At 42.0% G+C, this 18486-nt stretch carries 18 protein-coding genes, 1 tRNA gene, 1 pseudogene and 1 CRISPR repeat array (1 of these 21 only partly in view); of the genes and pseudogenes, 13 read left to right on the top strand and 7 right to left on the bottom strand.

Annotation, left to right across the window (positions count from 1 at the left end):
* Positions 1–848: direct repeats of the CRISPR family, unit length 36 nt; unit sequence GTCGCAATACCTATTCCTTCTTATGAAGGTCAAGAC (it extends 1543 nt beyond the left edge of the window).
* Between the two features lie 978 nt (positions 849–1826).
* From C6N34_RS07725 to C6N34_RS17185, 11 genes are all read left to right on the top strand, one after another.
* Entirely contained in the window at positions 1827–4091 is a 2265-nt protein-coding gene (locus C6N34_RS07725) for a Cas10/Cmr2 second palm domain-containing protein (protein WP_115538175.1), read from the top strand.
* Complete coding sequence (locus C6N34_RS07720; RefSeq protein ID WP_115538174.1) at positions 4088–5059, top strand: hypothetical protein; 972 nt, start codon at positions 4088–4090, stop codon at positions 5057–5059. The genes C6N34_RS07725 and C6N34_RS07720 overlap by 4 nt, the downstream gene beginning before the upstream one ends.
* Positions 5056–5835: an RAMP superfamily CRISPR-associated protein gene (locus tag C6N34_RS07715; protein WP_115538173.1), complete on the top strand. Its 780-nt coding sequence runs from the start codon at positions 5056–5058 to the stop codon at positions 5833–5835. The genes C6N34_RS07720 and C6N34_RS07715 overlap by 4 nt, the downstream gene beginning before the upstream one ends.
* Positions 5836–5856: 21 nt before the next feature.
* The gene (locus tag C6N34_RS07710) at positions 5857–6297 is read left to right on the top strand and encodes a hypothetical protein (protein WP_057177044.1); all 441 of its coding nucleotides are present in this window, start codon (positions 5857–5859) and stop codon (positions 6295–6297) included.
* 41 nt (positions 6298–6338) lie between these two features.
* Positions 6339–7853 carry an RAMP superfamily CRISPR-associated protein gene (locus C6N34_RS07705; RefSeq protein ID WP_115538172.1) on the top strand — a complete coding sequence of 505 codons (1515 nt, stop codon included), beginning with the start codon at positions 6339–6341 and terminating at the stop codon, positions 7851–7853.
* Positions 7854–8019: 166 nt separating this feature from the next.
* Entirely contained in the window at positions 8020–9288 is a 1269-nt protein-coding gene (csx2, locus tag C6N34_RS07700; protein ID WP_115538171.1) for a TIGR02221 family CRISPR-associated protein, read from the top strand.
* A gap of 181 nt (positions 9289–9469) precedes the next feature.
* The gene (locus C6N34_RS07695; protein WP_115538170.1) at positions 9470–10576 is read left to right on the top strand and encodes a putative CRISPR-associated protein; all 1107 of its coding nucleotides are present in this window, start codon (positions 9470–9472) and stop codon (positions 10574–10576) included.
* Between the two features lie 53 nt (positions 10577–10629).
* On the top strand, positions 10630–10824 hold the full coding sequence (locus tag C6N34_RS07690; protein WP_181407008.1) for a hypothetical protein: 195 nt from the start codon (positions 10630–10632) through the stop codon (positions 10822–10824).
* A gap of 49 nt (positions 10825–10873) precedes the next feature.
* Positions 10874–11137 carry an autotransporter domain-containing protein gene (locus tag C6N34_RS07685; protein WP_115538169.1) on the top strand — a complete coding sequence of 88 codons (264 nt, stop codon included), beginning with the start codon at positions 10874–10876 and terminating at the stop codon, positions 11135–11137.
* Between the two features lie 357 nt (positions 11138–11494).
* Positions 11495–11788: a hypothetical protein gene (locus C6N34_RS17190; protein WP_115538168.1), complete on the top strand. Its 294-nt coding sequence runs from the start codon at positions 11495–11497 to the stop codon at positions 11786–11788.
* Positions 11766–12086, top strand: a complete 321-nt coding sequence (locus tag C6N34_RS17185) for a hypothetical protein (protein ID WP_057177049.1) — start codon at positions 11766–11768, stop codon at positions 12084–12086. Before C6N34_RS17190 ends, C6N34_RS17185 begins: the two co-directional genes overlap by 23 nt.
* Before the next feature lie 119 nt (positions 12087–12205).
* On the opposite strand, the gene phoU is transcribed toward C6N34_RS17185, so the two are convergent.
* The 6 genes and pseudogenes from phoU to C6N34_RS07650 all read right to left on the bottom strand — a co-directional run.
* Entirely contained in the window at positions 12206–12871 is a 666-nt protein-coding gene (phoU, locus tag C6N34_RS07675; RefSeq protein ID WP_006276356.1) for a phosphate signaling complex protein PhoU, read from the bottom strand.
* 47 nt (positions 12872–12918) lie between these two features.
* The gene (locus C6N34_RS07670) at positions 12919–14259 is read right to left on the bottom strand and encodes an ATP-binding protein (RefSeq protein WP_057177051.1); all 1341 of its coding nucleotides are present in this window, start codon (positions 14257–14259) and stop codon (positions 12919–12921) included.
* Between the two features lie 366 nt (positions 14260–14625).
* Positions 14626–15375 (bottom strand): winged helix-turn-helix domain-containing protein, encoded by a 750-nt coding sequence (locus C6N34_RS07665; RefSeq protein WP_057177052.1) that lies wholly within the window; start codon positions 15373–15375, stop codon positions 14626–14628.
* Between the two features lie 303 nt (positions 15376–15678).
* Complete coding sequence (gene hisA, locus C6N34_RS07660; RefSeq protein ID WP_057177053.1) at positions 15679–16452, bottom strand: 1-(5-phosphoribosyl)-5-[(5-phosphoribosylamino)methylideneamino]imidazole-4-carboxamide isomerase; 774 nt, start codon at positions 16450–16452, stop codon at positions 15679–15681.
* Between the two features lie 38 nt (positions 16453–16490).
* A tRNA-Ser gene (locus C6N34_RS07655) sits at positions 16491–16582 on the bottom strand.
* 66 nt (positions 16583–16648) lie between these two features.
* Positions 16649–16762, bottom strand: a pseudogene (locus tag C6N34_RS07650) (IS200/IS605 family transposase); the annotation flags it as partial.
* Between the two features lie 35 nt (positions 16763–16797).
* Between C6N34_RS07650 and C6N34_RS07645 the strand changes: the two are divergent.
* Positions 16798–17124: a DUF2499 domain-containing protein gene (locus C6N34_RS07645; protein ID WP_057177057.1), complete on the top strand. Its 327-nt coding sequence runs from the start codon at positions 16798–16800 to the stop codon at positions 17122–17124.
* A gap of 6 nt (positions 17125–17130) precedes the next feature.
* Positions 17131–17427, top strand: a complete 297-nt coding sequence (locus C6N34_RS07640) for a DUF3593 domain-containing protein (RefSeq protein ID WP_006276350.1) — start codon at positions 17131–17133, stop codon at positions 17425–17427.
* 18 nt (positions 17428–17445) lie between these two features.
* Here the strand turns inward: C6N34_RS07640 and csaB are convergent, their stop codons facing one another.
* Positions 17446–18483 (bottom strand): polysaccharide pyruvyl transferase CsaB, encoded by a 1038-nt coding sequence (gene csaB, locus C6N34_RS07635; protein WP_115538167.1) that lies wholly within the window; start codon positions 18481–18483, stop codon positions 17446–17448.
* Positions 18484–18486: the final 3 nt, after the last annotated feature.

The following is an 18486-nucleotide window of genomic DNA, read 5'->3' as shown; positions in this document are numbered from 1 at the left end:
AGTCGCAATACCTATTCCTTCTTATGAAGGTCAAGACCTCCTGTTCATGAGGAGGAAACTCCTGTTCATGAGGAGGAAGTCGCAATACCTATTCCTTCTTATGAAGGTCAAGACTTAAGGTTTTTAGTATGGAGATAGTTTTCTATTGTCGTCGCAATACCTATTCCTTCTTATGAAGGTCAAGACTTTACTACCTGTAGATATTCCCTATAAATGGGAAGAGTCGCAATACCTATTCCTTCTTATGAAGGTCAAGACATAAAAACAGTACAGTACATTACTCGTTTTTATAATGTCGCAATACCTATTCCTTCTTATGAAGGTCAAGACTATACATTCTTAGGAGGATGTATGTCTTGTTTTAATTGGTCGCAATACCTATTCCTTCTTATGAAGGTCAAGACCGGCTAAGCGGTTATCCGACTAGGTTTCAGCTTGTCACGGCTGTCGCAATACCTATTCCTTCTTATGAAGGTCAAGACCCCCTTCCACCCCTCTACCTGAAGTACCTCTACCTGAAGTAGGTCGCAATACCTATTCCTTCTTATGAAGGTCAAGACCTTCTAATTTGTGATGAATAAACCGTATAGCACTACCAGTCGCAATACCTATTCCTTCTTATGAAGGTCAAGACTTCCCCTCTAGCGGTTCCCCTCTAGCAGCTCCCCGTCGCAATACCTATTCCTTCTTATGAAGGTCAAGACTTAAGTTTTTTCACGCGCGTCAGCAATGCCTTAACTGGTCGCAATACCTATTCCTTCTTATGAAGGTCAAGACCAAAGACAGTTATCCTGAGTAACGGAAACGCTTACGTCGCAATACCTATTCCTTCTTATGAAGGTCAAGACCCCCCCATTTTAACACCTTACCCTGACTGGTGTCTAGACCCACTTTGCGAAGGTCAGCAAAATTTCTCTGTTTTTCACCCCCACTACCCTCAAAATAATGGCTGAAACCCTTACACCACAAGGCTGCGAGGTTCCCAACGAAATAATAGGCATTCCAGCGTTTTTTCTTGACCTTCGCACTTTCTTCGTTAATTACTGATTTTTCTGTCTTTATTTTTATCATTATCCTTTGCTATTACTGAAATATTTATACCGATTTTTCCCCATTTGTGCCACTATTATAACACATTTACAGGAAAATAATTCCCTAAAACTTATGTATATTTTATTTTTTTGAGACCACTTCATTCTCACCCCCTATTAGGTACTACATTGACTGGGATATTTCATTACTCGCATAAAAGTTTTTAGGTTAGATAAAATGTCGTAAAATACCTACCCAAATCCCTATCTTACCCAAATATCTATCTAAAGATAGATGTAACTATTCCCATAGATAGGGGACAAAGTTTTTATTACCAGGTTAATATTATAGATAACGACAACCGCTCATTAATGTCTACTCAAACCTGCCCAGATCTTAACAATCTGGGTAGGTGGGGTGAGCGTGCATGACTCCGCCATAAAAAAGAGTTACCTACCATCAGGTAAGGTTGGCTACGAAAGACAGGTCACGACACCTACAAATTAACTCCAGTTTGTAGCTCTGTCGGTAACTTCAACAAAAGGCGAGACATCTTAGAAAGCCCTCTGAACTACCATGACAAGCCTGTTTTTCATTGTCGAGGAACACATTACTAAGGACTGGTCAAACCGACCAAATTAAACATCGAAAAGCCTATTCATCGTAAAGACGGTTACAGTTATGCCTAAAAAAGTACCCAAACAGAAAGGAATGTCTAGCTATATCCAGAAATTGTCGAACAGCAGCCAACCCCAACCTATCATTACAAATAACCAAAGGGGGATCTAAAACAATTGGTATTCATCGAACCACAACCCATCCAATTCCTGCCACTACAGCAGCAACTATACCCAGACCCTAACCTAACCACTGAAAATCCTGGTTTCGCCATCCATCCAGTTACCGGAGAATGGCAAGATACAGACCGCCTCAGAAGTAAATACCCCTGGGGGGGTGGCGCTAGTAACTATGCCTTTGAACAGCTACCTCCAGAAATCTCTCCCCATCATTTCCTGGGCACTCTGGTCTTTGGACCAGTCCAGTCCTTCCTCGGTGCGGGTCAACGGTTAAGAGATTGGGCTGTGGCATCTTGGTTGTGTCATTACCTGGCAACGGCTACTATCTATCATTGGGAAAAACAGGGGGGTTCTGTTCTTTTACCTCTCTACAGAAGTTCTCCCCTCCTACGATGGATGAATACTGGTGTTTCTCCAGACCCCCAATCTTTTTGGCGCCCTGAGTTACCGAATGTTATGACTGGTGTGGTTCCCTGCACTACCGATGAAGCAGCCCAAAACTGGTTAGAAAATATCAAACACCTTTTACTCCAAGAATGGTCTTTACTCATTAAAAATATTGAAAGAGTTGTTGTTGAGCAAGAGCGCACCGAAAAAAAAAGACTATTAGATGGTGTCGGATGGCAAGTCATTCACCGTGACCATAGGTTTTTATGGTCTGTTTATCACACCTGGGCACCCATTACCCAAGACCCACCCCTGAGTATTACTCAAGTGAATAAACAAATTCACGATGAGCTAGAAAAGCAAAAACTCAGTCGCCAATGGCAAGGAACCTGGTGGAGTGGAGTAACTAGTCCTACCGCTGGCTCCCTTTCTGTCTGGCATCCCGGGTTGTTACCCATCGACAGAAATGGCACCTGGGGTATACCCCCCTCCGAACTCGATCACTGGTGGGCAGGTCTCCTTCGACACCATTCTGCTCTTTTCAGCTCTCGGGAAAAACTAAATAGCATAGAGCTGATTAAACGCTTAGCATCCCTACCCGACTATATTCAAAAAGCTCTGGAGATGCGGTGGGGTCATATTCCTCCCGCGTGTCCTTGGGGCAATTTTCCTGAACAAACCGCAGTTGCAGCTGCTTGGGTTCCCCTACTAGGCCAATCTATTCCTTGGAATAATAGGCTACAAGATGCAGCGGAATACTTTGGGTTAGAACCTAGACGCTGGGGTTTACCCTTAATAGATAGATCTCACCCCGGATATATTCATCCCGAGGTGTTGGAACGACGCAATCTAGAAAACTGGAGTCTGGATCAAGACCTAGAAGGGGTCGAACAAGACTGGAAAGATTTCAACCTAGACCAATGGACTACGCCAATTCAATGGCACGTGGGATGGCGGGGTGACGGAGACCACATTGGTAAGTGGCTCTCTGGTAGTCAGTATGAACGGGAAAATTTACTCTGGCAAAAATGGCATCCCACACCCCAGCAAATTGAAGATTACCATCTCAACCTAGTCCCCGCCCAAATTCCTAATCATACCCATCGCCAATTAGACCTACCCCATGTTCTGGATCTATCTGTTCTCTTTAGTCACTGGAACAAGCTGTTGTATCCCCTGGTAGAAGAACAGTACCCTGGCAAGGTTATCTTCGCTGGAGGAGATGACTTCCTCCTCCTGGGTCCTTTACCCCAAGCTGTGGAGATGACCAGTGATTTATATCGCTTATGGTCTGGTAGAACCACTGCCCTCACTTCTATGTTGGAGCCACCAGTACCAGGTTGGGTCAAGTATCGGGAGTCTGTTTATCCGGTTCCTAGCGAAATAATGACCTTTAGTTTAGGAGTAGTGATTGCCCAAAGACGTATACCCCAGGCATTATGGCATAGTCATCTCAATGAAGCCTATAAGAAAGCTAAATCCCAGGGCAGAAACCGGGTTTGTGTAAGGGTGTTGTTCAATAGTAATCAGATTATAGAGTGGATCTGCCCTTGGTTCCTGTGGGATATACTGATGGGAAACAACTTGGTGCAGTCAGATAACCAACTAAATAGATGGGAGAAACTATTGCAATATATGGAACCTGTCCGCATGAAACAACCCAATCTAGCCCTGGCAGAAACCGCCCTAGAAACCCTATGGCAAAGTGTAGGTTTAAATCTCTCTTGGAACCAAGTACGCCCACAATCTGAACATGATACTTTTTTAAGCGAATGGGAATGGTGGACTAATTGGGTAGCCCTGCGAGTGTTTTTAGCCAGACAGGAACAAAACCGAGACCTTTGGATGAAAAGATTTAGGGAGGATGGCTTATGACCTGGTATAGTATCACACCGACAGGCACCATAACCCTAGGAAATTTGACCCCAGTAGGGCAAAACAGTGGGCTGGTGGGGTGTCGTTGGCCACCCAATGGTAACCAACTAGCTGCAGCTCTTAATCTACCCAAAACCACCCAAATGTGGGGACCTTTTTGGTTACACGAAAAAAATCTCTACTTGTCAGTTCCGCAAGGTGTTTATACCCATAGACTACCATTAAGACAGAACACAAAGGTATTAGATTTATATCGTATGTATTGGCAAGAAAAGTGGCAACTACATCACCAGACAACCCCAGACATAGAAATTGAACAACTAGGGGGAAAATATCTCATCAAAAGTCAGGATTTTCGTCAATTGTGGGAACAGGGATTTTTAAACCAGGTAGAAGTTCAACCGCTTCCTTGGCAAACTCTAACCCTGAGTCATAACCGACGGGAGGACTTTCAGGTGGTAGAAGAGGGAGGATTATACGCTGAAAAAACTATCTTAATGGCCAGCAAGTGGTCAATAGTGATAAAAGTAATAGGGGAAGGAGAACCGCAAAAATATGGAACCCTAGGAGCAGGAGCTACTCCTATTGTGACCGTACCCTTAGAGAACCTAGAAAGCGAAAACTGGGAATTTTTAGGAGCAGAAATACCAGATGCGGATGGTGCTGTATTATTAACAAGTGCTTTGTGGAGTAATGGAAGAACTAAAACCTCCCATCCTTACCCAGACCAGCATAAACCCCTAGCTTACCTAGCCCAACAAGGGGAACCCTGGCAGACCTGGAAAACAGTTTCCCACAAGCTCACACCAGAAAGAAAATTAACCCCCGGTGAGTGGCTCACACCAGCAGGAGCCATTTACCGGTGGCATAAAGCCCCCATCACCAAAAGCGGACCCTTCCTGGATCCATTTAATCGTCATGTGTGGGGATATGGACATTTGTGGTTATTTAAAGAGAATCTAATATGAAAGCAGGAAACATTTGGATAGTATGTAGAGAGCCCGTCCACATAGGAGGAGCAGACAGTGAAAACCGGGGTAATAACAATCCTATTTTTCGCCTACCGGATAGAACACCAGTTATACCAGGTAGTTCTTTGCGAGGTGCGCTCAGGGAACACGCGGAAAAGGAAAAGGAGTTTCAGCCTTTTGTAGGAGAATGGTTTGGGGGAGATACAAGTGCTGTATCACCAGGTAATATTTCCTTGGGATGGGGATGGCCGGTTTGGTGGCCTGTTCATGTATTGGGATATGGTAACTGGTGGGTAAGCTTTCCTGACTGGTTAAACAGATTTGCAGATCTCACGGGGACAGAAATTCCTCCTTTACCAGACAATTTACTTGTCACAGAACCAGAACTAGATAAAAGAACAGTGTATTTACGATGGTTAAAGCTATCTAATATCGCTTACTTAGATCCAGGTAAATTGCCCTTACCCCCGGAACTACAAGCCCATAGGAAGCGACTACTAATCCTGAAAAATGAATCTATTAATACCCTGGTAGATATGGGCATGGTACGCCAACCGCGAGTTAGCTTGAAGGAAAATGCGGATAAAGACGGTAGTTTGGTAGACAACCTGTTTTCCGTAGAAGGCATACCACCGGGAGCGAGTTTTGTAGTGTCATGGCACAGTCGCCAACAACAAACAGAAAAGTGGGAAAGTTTTCTCCATAGAGAACATCACCTGGGAGGACTATGGGGAGTTGGCTACGGGCGCATAATTGTCGAGAATATTAAGTAATCAGCGTAGGTGGGAGTACAGATGACAACATCATTCTATGACCTAGACCAAAAAGTGTTAGCAGAATTAAGGAAAGGGGCTACTGATTTGAGCGCCATAGAAAAATGGCAAGGAAAAGCCAGTGGTATAGGTGAATATGTTTCCAGTTGGGGTGTTGAGAGGTTTTGGGCCCTTTCTCGGTCACCCAAACTAATTGGTGGTGAATTACCGGATGGTGTGGGGGGAACAGATGAGCAACGGCGCTATTTTGCCTGGGGGGTAGCCAGGGTAACTTTATGTCAAGTGGTGGGTTCTGAATTGGGAATAAGGGCTAATATGAAGACAGAAGATTTTCAAGCTAGATATGCCCAGCTGAATTTCAACCAACAAATATTAGTTACAGAAATGCTGCTAGAAATAGCAGATACAATCCAATTTTGGACAATGCGTCTAAAAGAAACACTGCAAAGTAATGCAAAGTAATAATCAATTCAACTAACTATAAAAAACACTGAGATAAAACTATGTCCTTACCAACAGAATTACCCAAATGGTACAGAGTAGATACAGAAGAAGAAAAAGGCTGGACACCCCAAACCACGGACATAATAGAAGGACCACCGGAAAATAGGGAGGTGCGCCAAGCCTGGTATGTGAATAATTCATACACGCCACAAAAATCTAACCCCATTCTCAGGGTGCAAATTTTAACTCCCATACAAGTAGGGGGAGGAAGTCTAAGCGAGGGAATGATTTTGCCTGCACAAATAGGGGGATATCCTTGTATACCTGGATCTAGTCTGCGGGGGTCATTACTGAGCAGAATTAGAAAGGTGTGGTCTCAAATGGGGGGTGAGGAACAGCAATTTTGGCAAAGACTTGTGCAAGAGGATAGAAGTGGATGGCGCTGTAGGGAGATTAGATTTGAGAGTGTACCTCTGGACAATGTGGAACCCTATCCCCTGAATGGCCAGCAATCATGGCAAGTATATGGGGAGAACGTAAGGGCTTTAAGCGTGCAATGGCAAGCCTCACCCAAGGAACCTCCTTCATTGCAACCAACTCTTTTAAGCATAGTAGTGAATACCCGACAGGAAATAAGACAAGACGAAAGGGGATGGTTAAAAAATAGATTAAAAGAGACCTTAGAGGAAGAAGGAATAGGGAGAGGGAAAAACTCTGGATTTGGGAGATTAGTAGAGAGAGAGAGAATCAGCCAAGGAGATTGGCAATTAAGGGTGCGGGGGGCAAAACCGGGGATACAAGCACACAACCGGGGAATGAACATAACAGGGAAGTATAGGTGGTCGCCACAGGTATTAAGAGCCACCCTGCGGGGTTGGTTTTTGCGATTAGCATTAAGGGAATTTTCCAGACCGGATGCAGAGAAATTAACCACCTATATATTTGGTGGATTTGGGTCACCAGCGCAACTGAATCTAGTGAGTTATAGAATGTTTGCGGGTAGGGAAATAGGCGCAGGGAACCGGGGAAATAATCGTGACTACAGTAATATACCGAGCGCGGTGGTAAATCAGGATTGGCAAATAGGAGTTAAATGTAACCAAGAGTGTAGGGGATTAGTAGATAGATTGCTAGAACTAGCCCAGAGATTAGGGGGGATAGGACCGGGATGGAGAAGACCACCCCATGACATGCGCAATGGTGTGGTTTTTCGTGGTAGTGAATTTATCACCCAAACAGAAAGTGAAGAAATGGAGTTATCCCAGCTGTTTAGTAGATTGCAGGAAGATATTAGGGATTTAGGCACACAACTGAGCATAACGATAAATACAAATACAGAGCCAGGTTGTATTGACAGTGTGTGGGAGAGTACAGACACCGAGACCTGGGAGCAGATAGTCCATGGGGTGTGTGCCACAAGTAATAGAAATAAACCTCAATGGTGTGGTTCCACTAACAGACCTTCTCTCTATGCGGTGAGGGAAAAGGAAAACAGTTGTGTCATCACTAGTTTTGACCCAACAGTGAATGGTACTTTAGGGAGCCAAGGCTTTACCCGCATTTGGCCTGTATAGTTTATTAGCGGGCTAATATCCCCAGATCAACGTAGGTTGGGTTGAAGCATGAAACCCAACACCCCCATGGGTCTGGTTACTCGACCCATCCTACAAATTGTGCCTCCCTACTTAACATGTAAATCAAACAACATTTCACAACACTAGTAAATAATCTTGAAAACACATGAAAATTATTTCTTTTCTTGGCAACAGTAATTACGCTGAGACAAATTATATCCATCCCACCACTAGTCAAGCAGTAAGGACCAAATTTTTTCAGGAAGCCCTGGTTGAATTTTATCAACCTGATACATTGTATGTATTATTAACACCCACAGTAGCTAATGACCCCCCCAGAAACGGAACCATATCTAATTGGCAAGGATTACAAGAACAACTAGCTAATAAATCCGTTAAATTAGAGCCTGTTTTTGATATTCCCGAGAGTAATTCTTTGGATGATAGTTGGTTAATTTTTGATAAAATTACTAATTGTTTAAACGAGGGCGATCGCGTTATTTTTGACCTTACCCATAGTTTCCGTTCCATTCCAGTTATTGCCTTATTAGCTATTAGCTACCTACGTACAGTAAAACAGGTGAAAATTGAAGGCGTCTTATATGGAGCTTTTAAGTCTAATTCTCAAAATCCAGACACCCCCACCTATGATTTATTGCCCATGCTCAGCTTATTAGACTGGCTTGCTGCCGCAGATAGATTTGTCAAAGTGGGTGATGGATCCCCCTTAGCAGAGCTGTTAAAAAATACTATTTCTAACGATGAAAAAAGAGATGATCCAACCCTACGACCTCTAGCTAGAGAATTTAAAGATACTGCTGACATCATTAATCGAATTTCTCTGGCTATAGCTCTTGTGCGTCCTGTAGAAATTTTAGAAGAAACCACAAAATTAGAGGAAATTATCAAAAAAGCAGAGAGTAGTTTTGATAAAAGAGCTAAACCTTTTGGACTGATTTCCCAAAAATTAACCCAGGAATATGGACAATTTGCCCTAGAAAATCCCACTAATAGTGGAAATTTAGCTCAAGGACTGAGATTACAATTTCAACTAATAGATTGGTATATAAAAAGACATCAAGTTGTGCAAGCTATGACCTTAGCAAGGGAATGGCTAGTTTCCGTTTTAGCATATCGATTGGGTGAACAGGATCCACTAAATAAAGACCAGCGAAAACAGGTAGAGAATGCGCTCAATAATGGACAAATTAAACTTCGTGGCAAAGAAATAACATTAATTTCCCCTTGGGATGATGAATTTGAAAAACTACCTGATTTTAATTTGTTTTCCCTAGAATGGGGTAAGTTAACCCAAATTCGCAATGATATTGCCCATGTGGGTATGAACAAGAGTCCTCAAAAAGCAGAAAGTTTAGAAACAACAGCAGCTCAGATTATACTTGAGTTAAAGACCATTGCTGATACCCTTTCTTAACAAACTTGTTTAAGTGAGTGAGTCGAATTAAATATAAGATAAACGTAGGTTGGGTTGAAGCATGAAACCCAACATTCCCATGGGTCTGGTTACTCGACCCATCCTACAAATTGTGCCTCCCTACTTACCTCCCCTATCCCTCAAACTATAAAATTATCCCTTGTAACCAGAAACCTTGATCATGGAAAATCCTTTATTTGTTTTCTCACCCTGTGGCACAAGTTTATTGACCAATCAAGCAGCTCAAGAAGAAAGAGGTTTAGTCAGTAAACATGCTAACGCAAAACACATTGAAGACATACCTCTAGAAGATAGCCTGAAACTGCGATCGCTTGTCAAGAGAGTAGAAGAAAAACTAGCATCTGCTGATCTTGAGTTAGCAGGTAAGATGTCAGCGGAGCTAAATGGCATTATTAAACTTTATAATGGTAAGTTAGAGAAGAAAGCAGACACTCACTATTTGCTTTGTACTGACACCTGGTTAGGGGAACAGACAGCAACCTTAGTAGAACAATGGTTAAGAGAAAAAGGTTTTATAGTTGATAAAAACCGACAGACGGATCTGCAAACAAAAGATATTGATTCCTTTCAAATTGCCTTATCAGATATAGTAAAGTTTTTTGAAAAAACCATACCTGGTTATAGAAAATCTCAATATAAGATTATATTTAACTTAACTGGGGGATTCAAGAGTGTGCAGGGATTTTTACAAACCCTAGCCACATTTTATGCAGATGAGACAATTTATATCTTTGAAACAGCCAAAGACCTGTTGCGCATACCAAGATTACCAGTGAAAATGGTAGTAGAAGACAGCGTACGTGACCATCTTAAAGTTTTTCGTAGACTAGCAAATGAAATGAAAACTACTGACGTTATTGGAGTACCAGAAACCCTATTAATGAGGGTAGGAGGTGAAGTTTCTTTATCTCCCTGGGGAGATTTGGTGTGGGGAAGGACAAAGAAAGAGATTTATGGGGAGAAATTGCATCCTTCACCCAGCGAAAAGGTAAGTTATGGACCTAAGTTTGAGGATAGTCTGAGGGGAATATCAGCGGATAGATTAATATTAATTAACGAGAGAATAGACCAGTTAGCAAAGAATTTAGAATCAGGAGGTAAATATAATGTATCATCCCTTGACTTAAAAGCACTCAAAGGAAATCCCCGTCCTCCCTCCACCCATGAAATAGACGCTTGGTCAGACCAGGATGCCAAAAGAATCTTTGGTCACTTTGAGAGTGGAAATCATTTTGTTTTAGATAAACTTGATAGTGGTTTACACTAATTTAAGTGGGTCAGTAGAATTAAATATAAGATGAACGTAGGTTGGGTTGAAGCATGAAACCCAACACCGGGTCTGGTTACTCGACCCATCCTACAAATAATTGTGCCTCCCTACAAGGAATAGCGATCGCTGCAGCCTTGTGGCGTAAGGGTTTCAGCCATTATTTTGAGGGTAGTGGAGGTGAAAAACAGAGAAATTTTGCTAGAAGGAATAGGTATTGCGACTGTGGACTTCTTGTAGCAGGGTAGGTTCCCAGTCATGGTCTTGAGTGAGCTTCATAAGTCATGTTAATCCACTTTGTTTTTTCAGTATTTTGGCATTAATTATGAACATGAACTTGCTAATGAGTCGCGCAATATTACCACTGAACTTGTTAATCAACCCGGGTTAACTTGGAATACAAAAATTAATACTGGCGACCGCGATTATTTACGGTTAAAACTGGGAATGCAAACTAAGTTTGTGAATAATTTATCTGTTAGTTTGGGTTATGAAACCCTGCTGGGTAAACAAAATGTCAGCGATAATTATATTAATGGTCAAATTCGTTGGCAATTTTAAGTCGCACTGTGGGTGGTACAGGTAACCTATGGGGGTGTTGGGTTTCATGCTTCAACCCAACCTACGTTCATCCTATACTTAATTCCACTCACTTACTCGGGTGGCACAAAAGAACTTGATTTAAGAGTGTGTAATTCCTTTGGAAAGAAACTTGGGTGGAGAGAAGTAGGACATTAACATAAGGTTTTAGGACTTTACCAACTGATAAAGTAGCTTCGCTACTTTATCCCACTGAAATTAAATCTAAAAGAGATGCGATCGCATCTCTTTTATGTTGGATAAGGTCAACCATTATGAGTTCGTTTTTATTAGGTTTTAGAATAAAGTTGTTAAGGTTATTTTTTTAAAAACTCCACCATGGCTAAACACTTTAACACTGCTGGACCATGTAAAGATAACATCCACTATATGCTCTCTCCCACCGCTCGCTTACCGGAGTTGAAAGCACTAATTGATGGAGAAAATTACTTTATCATTCATGCACCAAGACAAGTAGGCAAAACTACTGCCATGATAGCCCTCGCTCAAGAATTGACTGATAGTGGGGAATACACTGCCATCATGCTTTCTTTAGAAGTAGGGGCGCCCTTTTCCCGGGACCCCGGTATGGCTGAACGTGCAATTTTGGATGAATGGCAAGAATCCGCATGAATTATTGGAAGCATTTCTGGAGTTTTGGCGACAACATGGAGAACCACTACTCAAAAGTGCGCCCTACCATGAGATTGCTCCCCATTTGGTGTTAATGGCATTTTTACATCGGGTAGTGAATGGTGGTGGCACATTAGAACGAGAATATGCCATTGGTTCTGGGAGGATGGATATTTGTTTACGCTATGGCAAAGTGGTGATGGGTATAGAGTTAAAGGTGCGCAGGGAAAAGTTAGATCCCTTAACCAAGGGTTTGACCCAATTGGATAAATATCTGGATGGTTTAGGATTGGATTAGCTTCCGTATCGTGCAGCTAGAGGGTATTAGGGAGTGCTTATATCCCATTAGTTTGTTGGGTTTCCTATTAAACTCAACCTACATCACTACAGACAAAACCAGTCGTTTTTCAGCCGACTTTACCTTTGACCTGTGACAATGTATGCTACCCTTTGACCAATATTGGTAGCATGATCTGCCATTCTCTCTAGACACTGAATTGCTAATGTTAATAGTAGAATGGGCTCCACTACCCCGGGAACGTCTTTCTGCTGCGCCAAATTACGATATAGTTTTTTGTAAGCATCATCTACTGTGTCATCTAATAATTTAATCCTTCTACCACTAATTTCATCCAAATCCGCTAAAGCTACCAAGCTGGTAGCTAACATAGACTGGGCATGATCGGACATAATGGCAACCTCTCCCAAAGTAGGATGGGGGGGATAGGGAAATATTTTCATTGCTATTTCTGCCAAATCTTTGGCATAGTCCCCAATACGTTCCAAGTCTCTAACCAATTGCATGAATGAGCTTAAACAACGAGATTCTTGGTCTGTGGGAGCTTGATTGCTCATAATTGTGGCACAATCGACTTCTATTTGTCTGTAGAAGCGATCAATTTTTTTGTCTAATCTGCGTATTTGCTCAGCTGCTGTTAAATCTCGATTAAATAGAGCTTGGTGACTCAGACGGAAGGACTGCTCTACTAAAGCACCCATACGTAAAACATCTCGTTCCAGTCTTTTAATGGCACGTATAGGCTGAGGTTTTTCAAAAATTGTATATTTCACAACAGCTTTCATATTTTTAATCTCGGGTTTAATATATTTCTAGCTATTATAGTCTTGATTCAGAAATATCCGCTATCATGTTGAACCACCTGGGGAAGATGAATTTGTATCCAAGCACCACCGGTATCAGGATGGTTCATGGCCCTGATTTTGCCACCATGAGCTATAATTATTTGGCGGACAATGGATAAACCTAAACCACTACCAGTAATTTCTACTGTTTCATTCTCAGAGCGCGACTCCCGGTGTCTAGCTTTGTCCCCCCGATAAAATCTTTGAAAGACATGGGGTAGATCCACGGGAGCAAATCCAACCCCGGAATCAATAATGTTAATTTCTAAAATTTGGTTTGATATTGTACCTGTCTCTGGAGCAACTCCATTAATAGACTTCTCTCCACAAACTGTATTCATTTCAATAAAAATAGTACCGTTGAGGTTGCTGTATTTAATACAGTTATCTAACAGATTAAGAAACACTTGATAAATTCGGGACTTATCAGCACATATATAGACCTTTTCTGGACCGGAGTAGGAAATGCTAAGATGCTGGTTAGCGGCTAGGGGCTCTAAATTCTCCCAGACTGAAAAAATTAGGGAGCGGACTTCTAGCATTTCCAAATTCAGTTGGATGGAGGAGGTTATTTCCATCTGGGTCAGATCCAACCAATTTTGGACTAAATTAATTAGTCTGTCAACTTCTTGCATCAAGCGGATGACCCAACGGTTCAAAGGAGGATCTAAACGAGTTTGCAGGGTTTCTGCAACCAGACGAATGGAAGTCAGAGGTGTTCTCAATTCATGGGCCAGGTCTGAAAAAGAACGGTCACGTTGCTGATTAATGTCTACAAATTGTTGATGACTTTCTAGAAACACACCCACCTGTCCCCCCGGTAGAGGAAAACTGTTAGCTGCTAAAGACAATGGCTTTAATTCTAAGGTACCCTGACCATGATCTCGGGAAGGGTGAAAAATCCACTCTTGCATTTGCGGTTTTTGCCAATCCCGGGTTTGTTCAATTAACTGATCCAGTTCATAGGATCTCACTAATTCCAGTAGTAACCGTACTTGACCCGGTTGCCATCTTTGTAAATGTAGCATTTCCCGTGCGCACTGATTACACCATAGTAGTTGATTTTCTTCATCTACTTGTAAATATCCCAAGGGCGCAGCATTCAGCAACTGTTCATAAGCTTTGAGTGACAAGCGTAAGTTTTGTTGTTCATCCCTAACGGTACATATTTTACGATGTAATCCAGCTAATAGGGGCAATAATATCTTTTCAGCGTGGGGGTTTGAGGGTTGGGTTAACTGCTCTAAATGGCTGTTAAGTTGAAATTGTTGCCAAAGCCAAAAACCAAAACCGATTGCCAAACCCAGAAGAAATCCCAATAAGAACATTTGATCGTAAGTGTGCTATTTGACCGGAATTAAAGGGGTAGAATGCAAGTATGGTCTTTATAGGACGGCTTTTTTTGATTGTTAGATTATTAATGTAATCTGATTACTGTAATCATAACCGGTAGGGACTGCTTTTGGAAAATGCGATCGCCTAGGTATCTGTGACCATTCCTGTGCTACAGGTTAGACTGGATAAGATAACTGATCCACGCCGAATTTTATGTCCAATCAAGATGACAACTCCCAAAATGATAACTCCCGTGAGAAGAGCCAAAAACCCCAATCCAGCGGATGGTTTAAAATAAAAAGACCACGACCACCCAAAGGAATAGGAAAACCAAAAACAGAATAGCCGAGATATAGAAATCAACCAAATCTATAGCCAAAACCCCTGACTGTGACAATATATTCTGGATGGCTAGGGTCTAACTCTAATTTTTCCCTCAGCCATCGAATATGAACATCCACTGTTTTACTGTCACCGACAAAATCAGGACCCCAAACCTGGTCTAATAACTGTTCCCGTGACCACACCCTGCGAGCATAACTCATAAATAATTCTAGTAACCGGAATTCTTTCGGTGACAAGCTCACCTCCCTCCCCCTCACTAACACCCGACATTCCTGAGGATTCAAACTGATATCTTTATGTTTTAAAGTGGGTATTAAGGGCAAATTGGAAAACCGCTGACGACGTAACAAAGCACGACACCTAGCCACCATTTCTCTTACGCTAAAGGGCTTAGTTAAATAATCATCCGCCCCTACCTCCAAGCCTAGCACTCGGTCAGTTTCACTACCTTTCGCACTCAGAATTAAAATCGGTATGGAATTACCTTGGTGACGTAATAAACGACAAATATCTAACCCGTTAATTTGTGGCAACATCAAGTCTAGCACAAGCAGATCGAATGATAACTCACCGGGTTGGGTCTCTAAATTTCTGATTAGTTCCACAGCACAACGACCATCTTTAGCAGTCATAACTTCATAACCTTCACCCTCTAAGGCTACTACAAGCATCTCTCGGATCAGTTCTTCGTCTTCCACTATTAAAACGCGACTAACTGGTTCAATAGAGTTGTTGGAGTATCTAGGCAATTCAGTAGTATACATTGATAACAAAAGTTTGTAAGAATGTACTGGTCTTGGTTTCCAACTAGTTATGATCCTCACAAATTGAGGTCACATATTGGAGAACACGGAATTATTGTATTCAATACAACAATTTGCCTAAATTATAGTTCAAATAGTTGTTTTATAGAAATTTTGTCGAATATTTCCACATTTGTGCCTTTTAAGTGAGTGGGTGGAATTAGATATAAGATCAACGTAGGTTGGGTTGAAGTATGAAACCCAACACCCCCATGGGTTTCGTATTAAACTCATCCTACAAATAATTGTGTCTCCCTACTTAGTTCAGGCAAAACTAGAGAAATCCAAAGTGGGTGGAATATCCTGAATTCTTCCAGGACCTATAGCCCGCAATGCTTCTGGTAAACTAATATCTCCAGTATATAGGGCTTTACCGACAATTACTCCTGTAACCCCCTGATGTTCTAAAGATAATAAGGTTAATAGGTCAGTAACAGAACCCACACCCCCAGATGCAATCACGGGTATGGAAATGGCAGATGTCAACCCTCTTAATGCTTCCAAGTTTGGTCCCTGAAGTGTACCATCACGGTTTATATCAGTATAAATAATAGCTGCGGCACCCAATTCCTGCATTTGGGTTGCTAGTTGGGGGGCCAAAATTTGAGAAGTTTCTAACCAACCCCTGATAGCAACTAGACCATTCCGCGCATCAATGCCAACCATAATTTGGTGGGGGAATTGTTCACACAGTCCTTGAACCAAATCTGGTTGCTCTACTGCTACAGTCCCCAGAATTGCCCACTGTACCCCAAGACTAAATAACTGTATAACGCTGGATCTGTCGCGTATTCCTCCGCCAACCTCAATAGGTATGGAAACAGCATTGGTAATAGCCTCTATAGCAGATAGATTAACTACTCTACCAGCTTTTGCTCCATCTAGATCTACCAAATGTAGTCTTGTTGCTCCCTGGTCTGCCCACATTTTAGCGGTTTCTACAGGGTTATGGCTGTAAACCTGGGATTGTGCATAGTCACCCTTATAGAGTCTTACACAACGCCCCTCTAATAGATCTATTGCTGGGATAACTTCCATGACTAGTTAGTGAATAAGTTAATTTTAGTTGAGCTAAATGGAGAAGGAGGGATTCGAACCCTCGGATGGACCTTACGATTCCATCAACAGATTAGCAATCTGCCGCTTTCGACCACTCAGCCACCTCTCCAGGTCTATTAAAAATTATGATACAGCAATCATAACAGACAATTTTTGGCTTGTCAAGAGATTTTTTTCAAGTGGACAACTGAAAATCATGAATATAAAGTTTAACAATTTCTACTGGCGCTCCTCCAACAGTAGATATAAAATATGAGTTAGTCCGCAATGAGGGCAGTCTTGATTTTAATAGTCAAAGCTCTCCCAAGCCATATTTATAATCCCATGAACGCTCTTTCAATTCCCACCTGGATTATCCATATTTCTAGTGTCATTGAATGGGTAGTTGCCATTTCCCTCATCTGGAAATATGGCGAACTGACCCAAAACCATAGTTGGAGGGGATTTGCCCTAGCTATGATACCCGCCTTAATTAGCGCCCTATCTGCTTGTACATGGCATTATTTCGATAATCCCCAGTCCTTAGAATGGTTAGTTACCCTCCAGGCTACTACCACGCTAATAGGTAATTTTACTCTTTGGGCAGCAGCAGTGTGGGTTTGGCGTTCTACTCGAGCCAGTGGAGTTCTTAACATCTCAAATAAGGAGTAGACCGTCATGATCTCAAAAGAAACTCTATTTGCTCTCTCCTTGTTCCCCTATTTGGGTTTCTTGTGGTTTATCAGTCGCAGTCCACAAATGCCACGTTTAGCACTCTATGGATTCTATGGCACTTTAGTATTTGTTGGCGTTACCATTCCAGCTGGTATTTACGCCAAGATTGCCTACCAAGAAGCTCTAGCAAATATAGACTGGCTTCATGGCAGTGCTGAGTTATTCTTAACTCTTGCTAATATTTTAATTGTCTTGGGTTTTAGTCAAGCTGTACAAAATCTAGAAACTAAAGGTAAATAAACTAACATCCTTACCATACTAATTAAATACTCGGTACAACAAGTCGCGGTGTAACAGGGAACCATCCAACAGAGACTGTAATTTATCTCTTGACAAAGACTCGGTATTGTGATAGAAATCCAACCAAGTTTTGGCAATTAAATTAGGATCATCGGGTAAATCTGGAAGATTCCAACCTGGTATGGGTAAATCTTCCATCAACCTGTTGATTTTAGGATCATAACTTAAAGCAAAACAACGACACCCTTCACTAGCAGCCATAATTAAACTATGTAGACGCATTCCTATTACCATATTCACACCTCTAAATGCGCCTTTTAAAATTTGTGGTTTATCTAAACAAAAAACCTGGCTATTATTTGGTAATTGAGAGTGAATTTGTTGGGCAATTTCTAAATCTTCGGTTTTTTGAAATGGTAGAATTAGGATAAATGCTTGGGTGTGTTTTTGCAAATCAACCAATCCACGGATTAGATTTGCTAATCTATCCTGTGTCAACTGGGGATGTTTTCTCAAGGTAACTGCAATTCGTGGTTTTGGTAGACCCGCTAATTCTGGTACTGACTCAGATGCTAAACCCCACACTGGATCAGGTGCTAGGATATGTGGTATGTGCCAACCTGATAATAACCCAGCACTTGAGCGATCGCGCACACTCACACCCAAACAACCGGCAAAATTTCTTTGAGCCAACCAACGGTTTTGTGGTAGGGATAGGGGACCTATACCCTGGCCCCAGGCTATGGTTTTTAGACCCATAAATTGGGCCAAAGCCATTAATCCCCCATAATACAAGGGATTAATACTACTGGTTGCATCCTGCATTAAACTACCTCCACCCCATATAAATCCTTGACAAGAGCGTAAAGCTCGAATCAAGGGGATAAATGCCATCCGGTCATGACTTTCTACCCCATAATGTGTAGTGGTTAGTTGGGGACTACCGGACAGAACTACGGGAGTGATGTGAGGTGGTAGCATTTGTAAAAGAGTAGCCAAGAGAGCTTCATCACCACCATTACCCTTGCCATAATAACCAGAAAGTAAAACACGCATTAT

This window comes from Cylindrospermopsis raciborskii Cr2010, from assembly GCF_003367075.2.
Taxonomy (GTDB): Bacteria; Cyanobacteriota; Cyanobacteriia; order Cyanobacteriales; family Nostocaceae; genus Raphidiopsis; species Raphidiopsis raciborskii.
Note: the sequence above shows the minus strand (reverse complement) of the source record. Positions and strands in the feature narration are given on the sequence as shown.

Coding starts and splice junctions, on each gene's coding strand:
- C6N34_RS07645 (WP_057177057.1), top strand. CDS start 16,798: ATGAACGCTCTTTCAATTCCCACCTGGATTATCCATATTTCTAGTGTC.
- C6N34_RS07665 (WP_057177052.1), bottom strand. CDS start 15,375: ATGTATACTACTGAATTGCCTAGATACTCCAACAACTCTATTGAACCA.
- csx2 (WP_115538171.1), top strand. CDS start 8,020: ATGAAAATTATTTCTTTTCTTGGCAACAGTAATTACGCTGAGACAAAT.
- csaB (WP_115538167.1), bottom strand. CDS start 18,483: ATGCGTGTTTTACTTTCTGGTTATTATGGCAAGGGTAATGGTGGTGAT.
- C6N34_RS07715 (WP_115538173.1), top strand. CDS start 5,056: ATGAAAGCAGGAAACATTTGGATAGTATGTAGAGAGCCCGTCCACATA.
- C6N34_RS17185 (WP_057177049.1), top strand. CDS start 11,766: ATGAATGGCAAGAATCCGCATGAATTATTGGAAGCATTTCTGGAGTTT.
- C6N34_RS07710 (WP_057177044.1), top strand. CDS start 5,857: ATGACAACATCATTCTATGACCTAGACCAAAAAGTGTTAGCAGAATTA.
- C6N34_RS07695 (WP_115538170.1), top strand. CDS start 9,470: ATGGAAAATCCTTTATTTGTTTTCTCACCCTGTGGCACAAGTTTATTG.
- phoU (WP_006276356.1), bottom strand. CDS start 12,871: ATGAAAGCTGTTGTGAAATATACAATTTTTGAAAAACCTCAGCCTATA.
- C6N34_RS07720 (WP_115538174.1), top strand. CDS start 4,088: ATGACCTGGTATAGTATCACACCGACAGGCACCATAACCCTAGGAAAT.
- C6N34_RS07690 (WP_181407008.1), top strand. CDS start 10,630: ATGAAACCCAACACCGGGTCTGGTTACTCGACCCATCCTACAAATAAT.
- C6N34_RS07640 (WP_006276350.1), top strand. CDS start 17,131: ATGATCTCAAAAGAAACTCTATTTGCTCTCTCCTTGTTCCCCTATTTG.
- hisA (WP_057177053.1), bottom strand. CDS start 16,452: ATGGAAGTTATCCCAGCAATAGATCTATTAGAGGGGCGTTGTGTAAGA.
- C6N34_RS07705 (WP_115538172.1), top strand. CDS start 6,339: ATGTCCTTACCAACAGAATTACCCAAATGGTACAGAGTAGATACAGAA.
- C6N34_RS07670 (WP_057177051.1), bottom strand. CDS start 14,259: ATGTTCTTATTGGGATTTCTTCTGGGTTTGGCAATCGGTTTTGGTTTT.
- C6N34_RS17190 (WP_115538168.1), top strand. CDS start 11,495: ATGGCTAAACACTTTAACACTGCTGGACCATGTAAAGATAACATCCAC.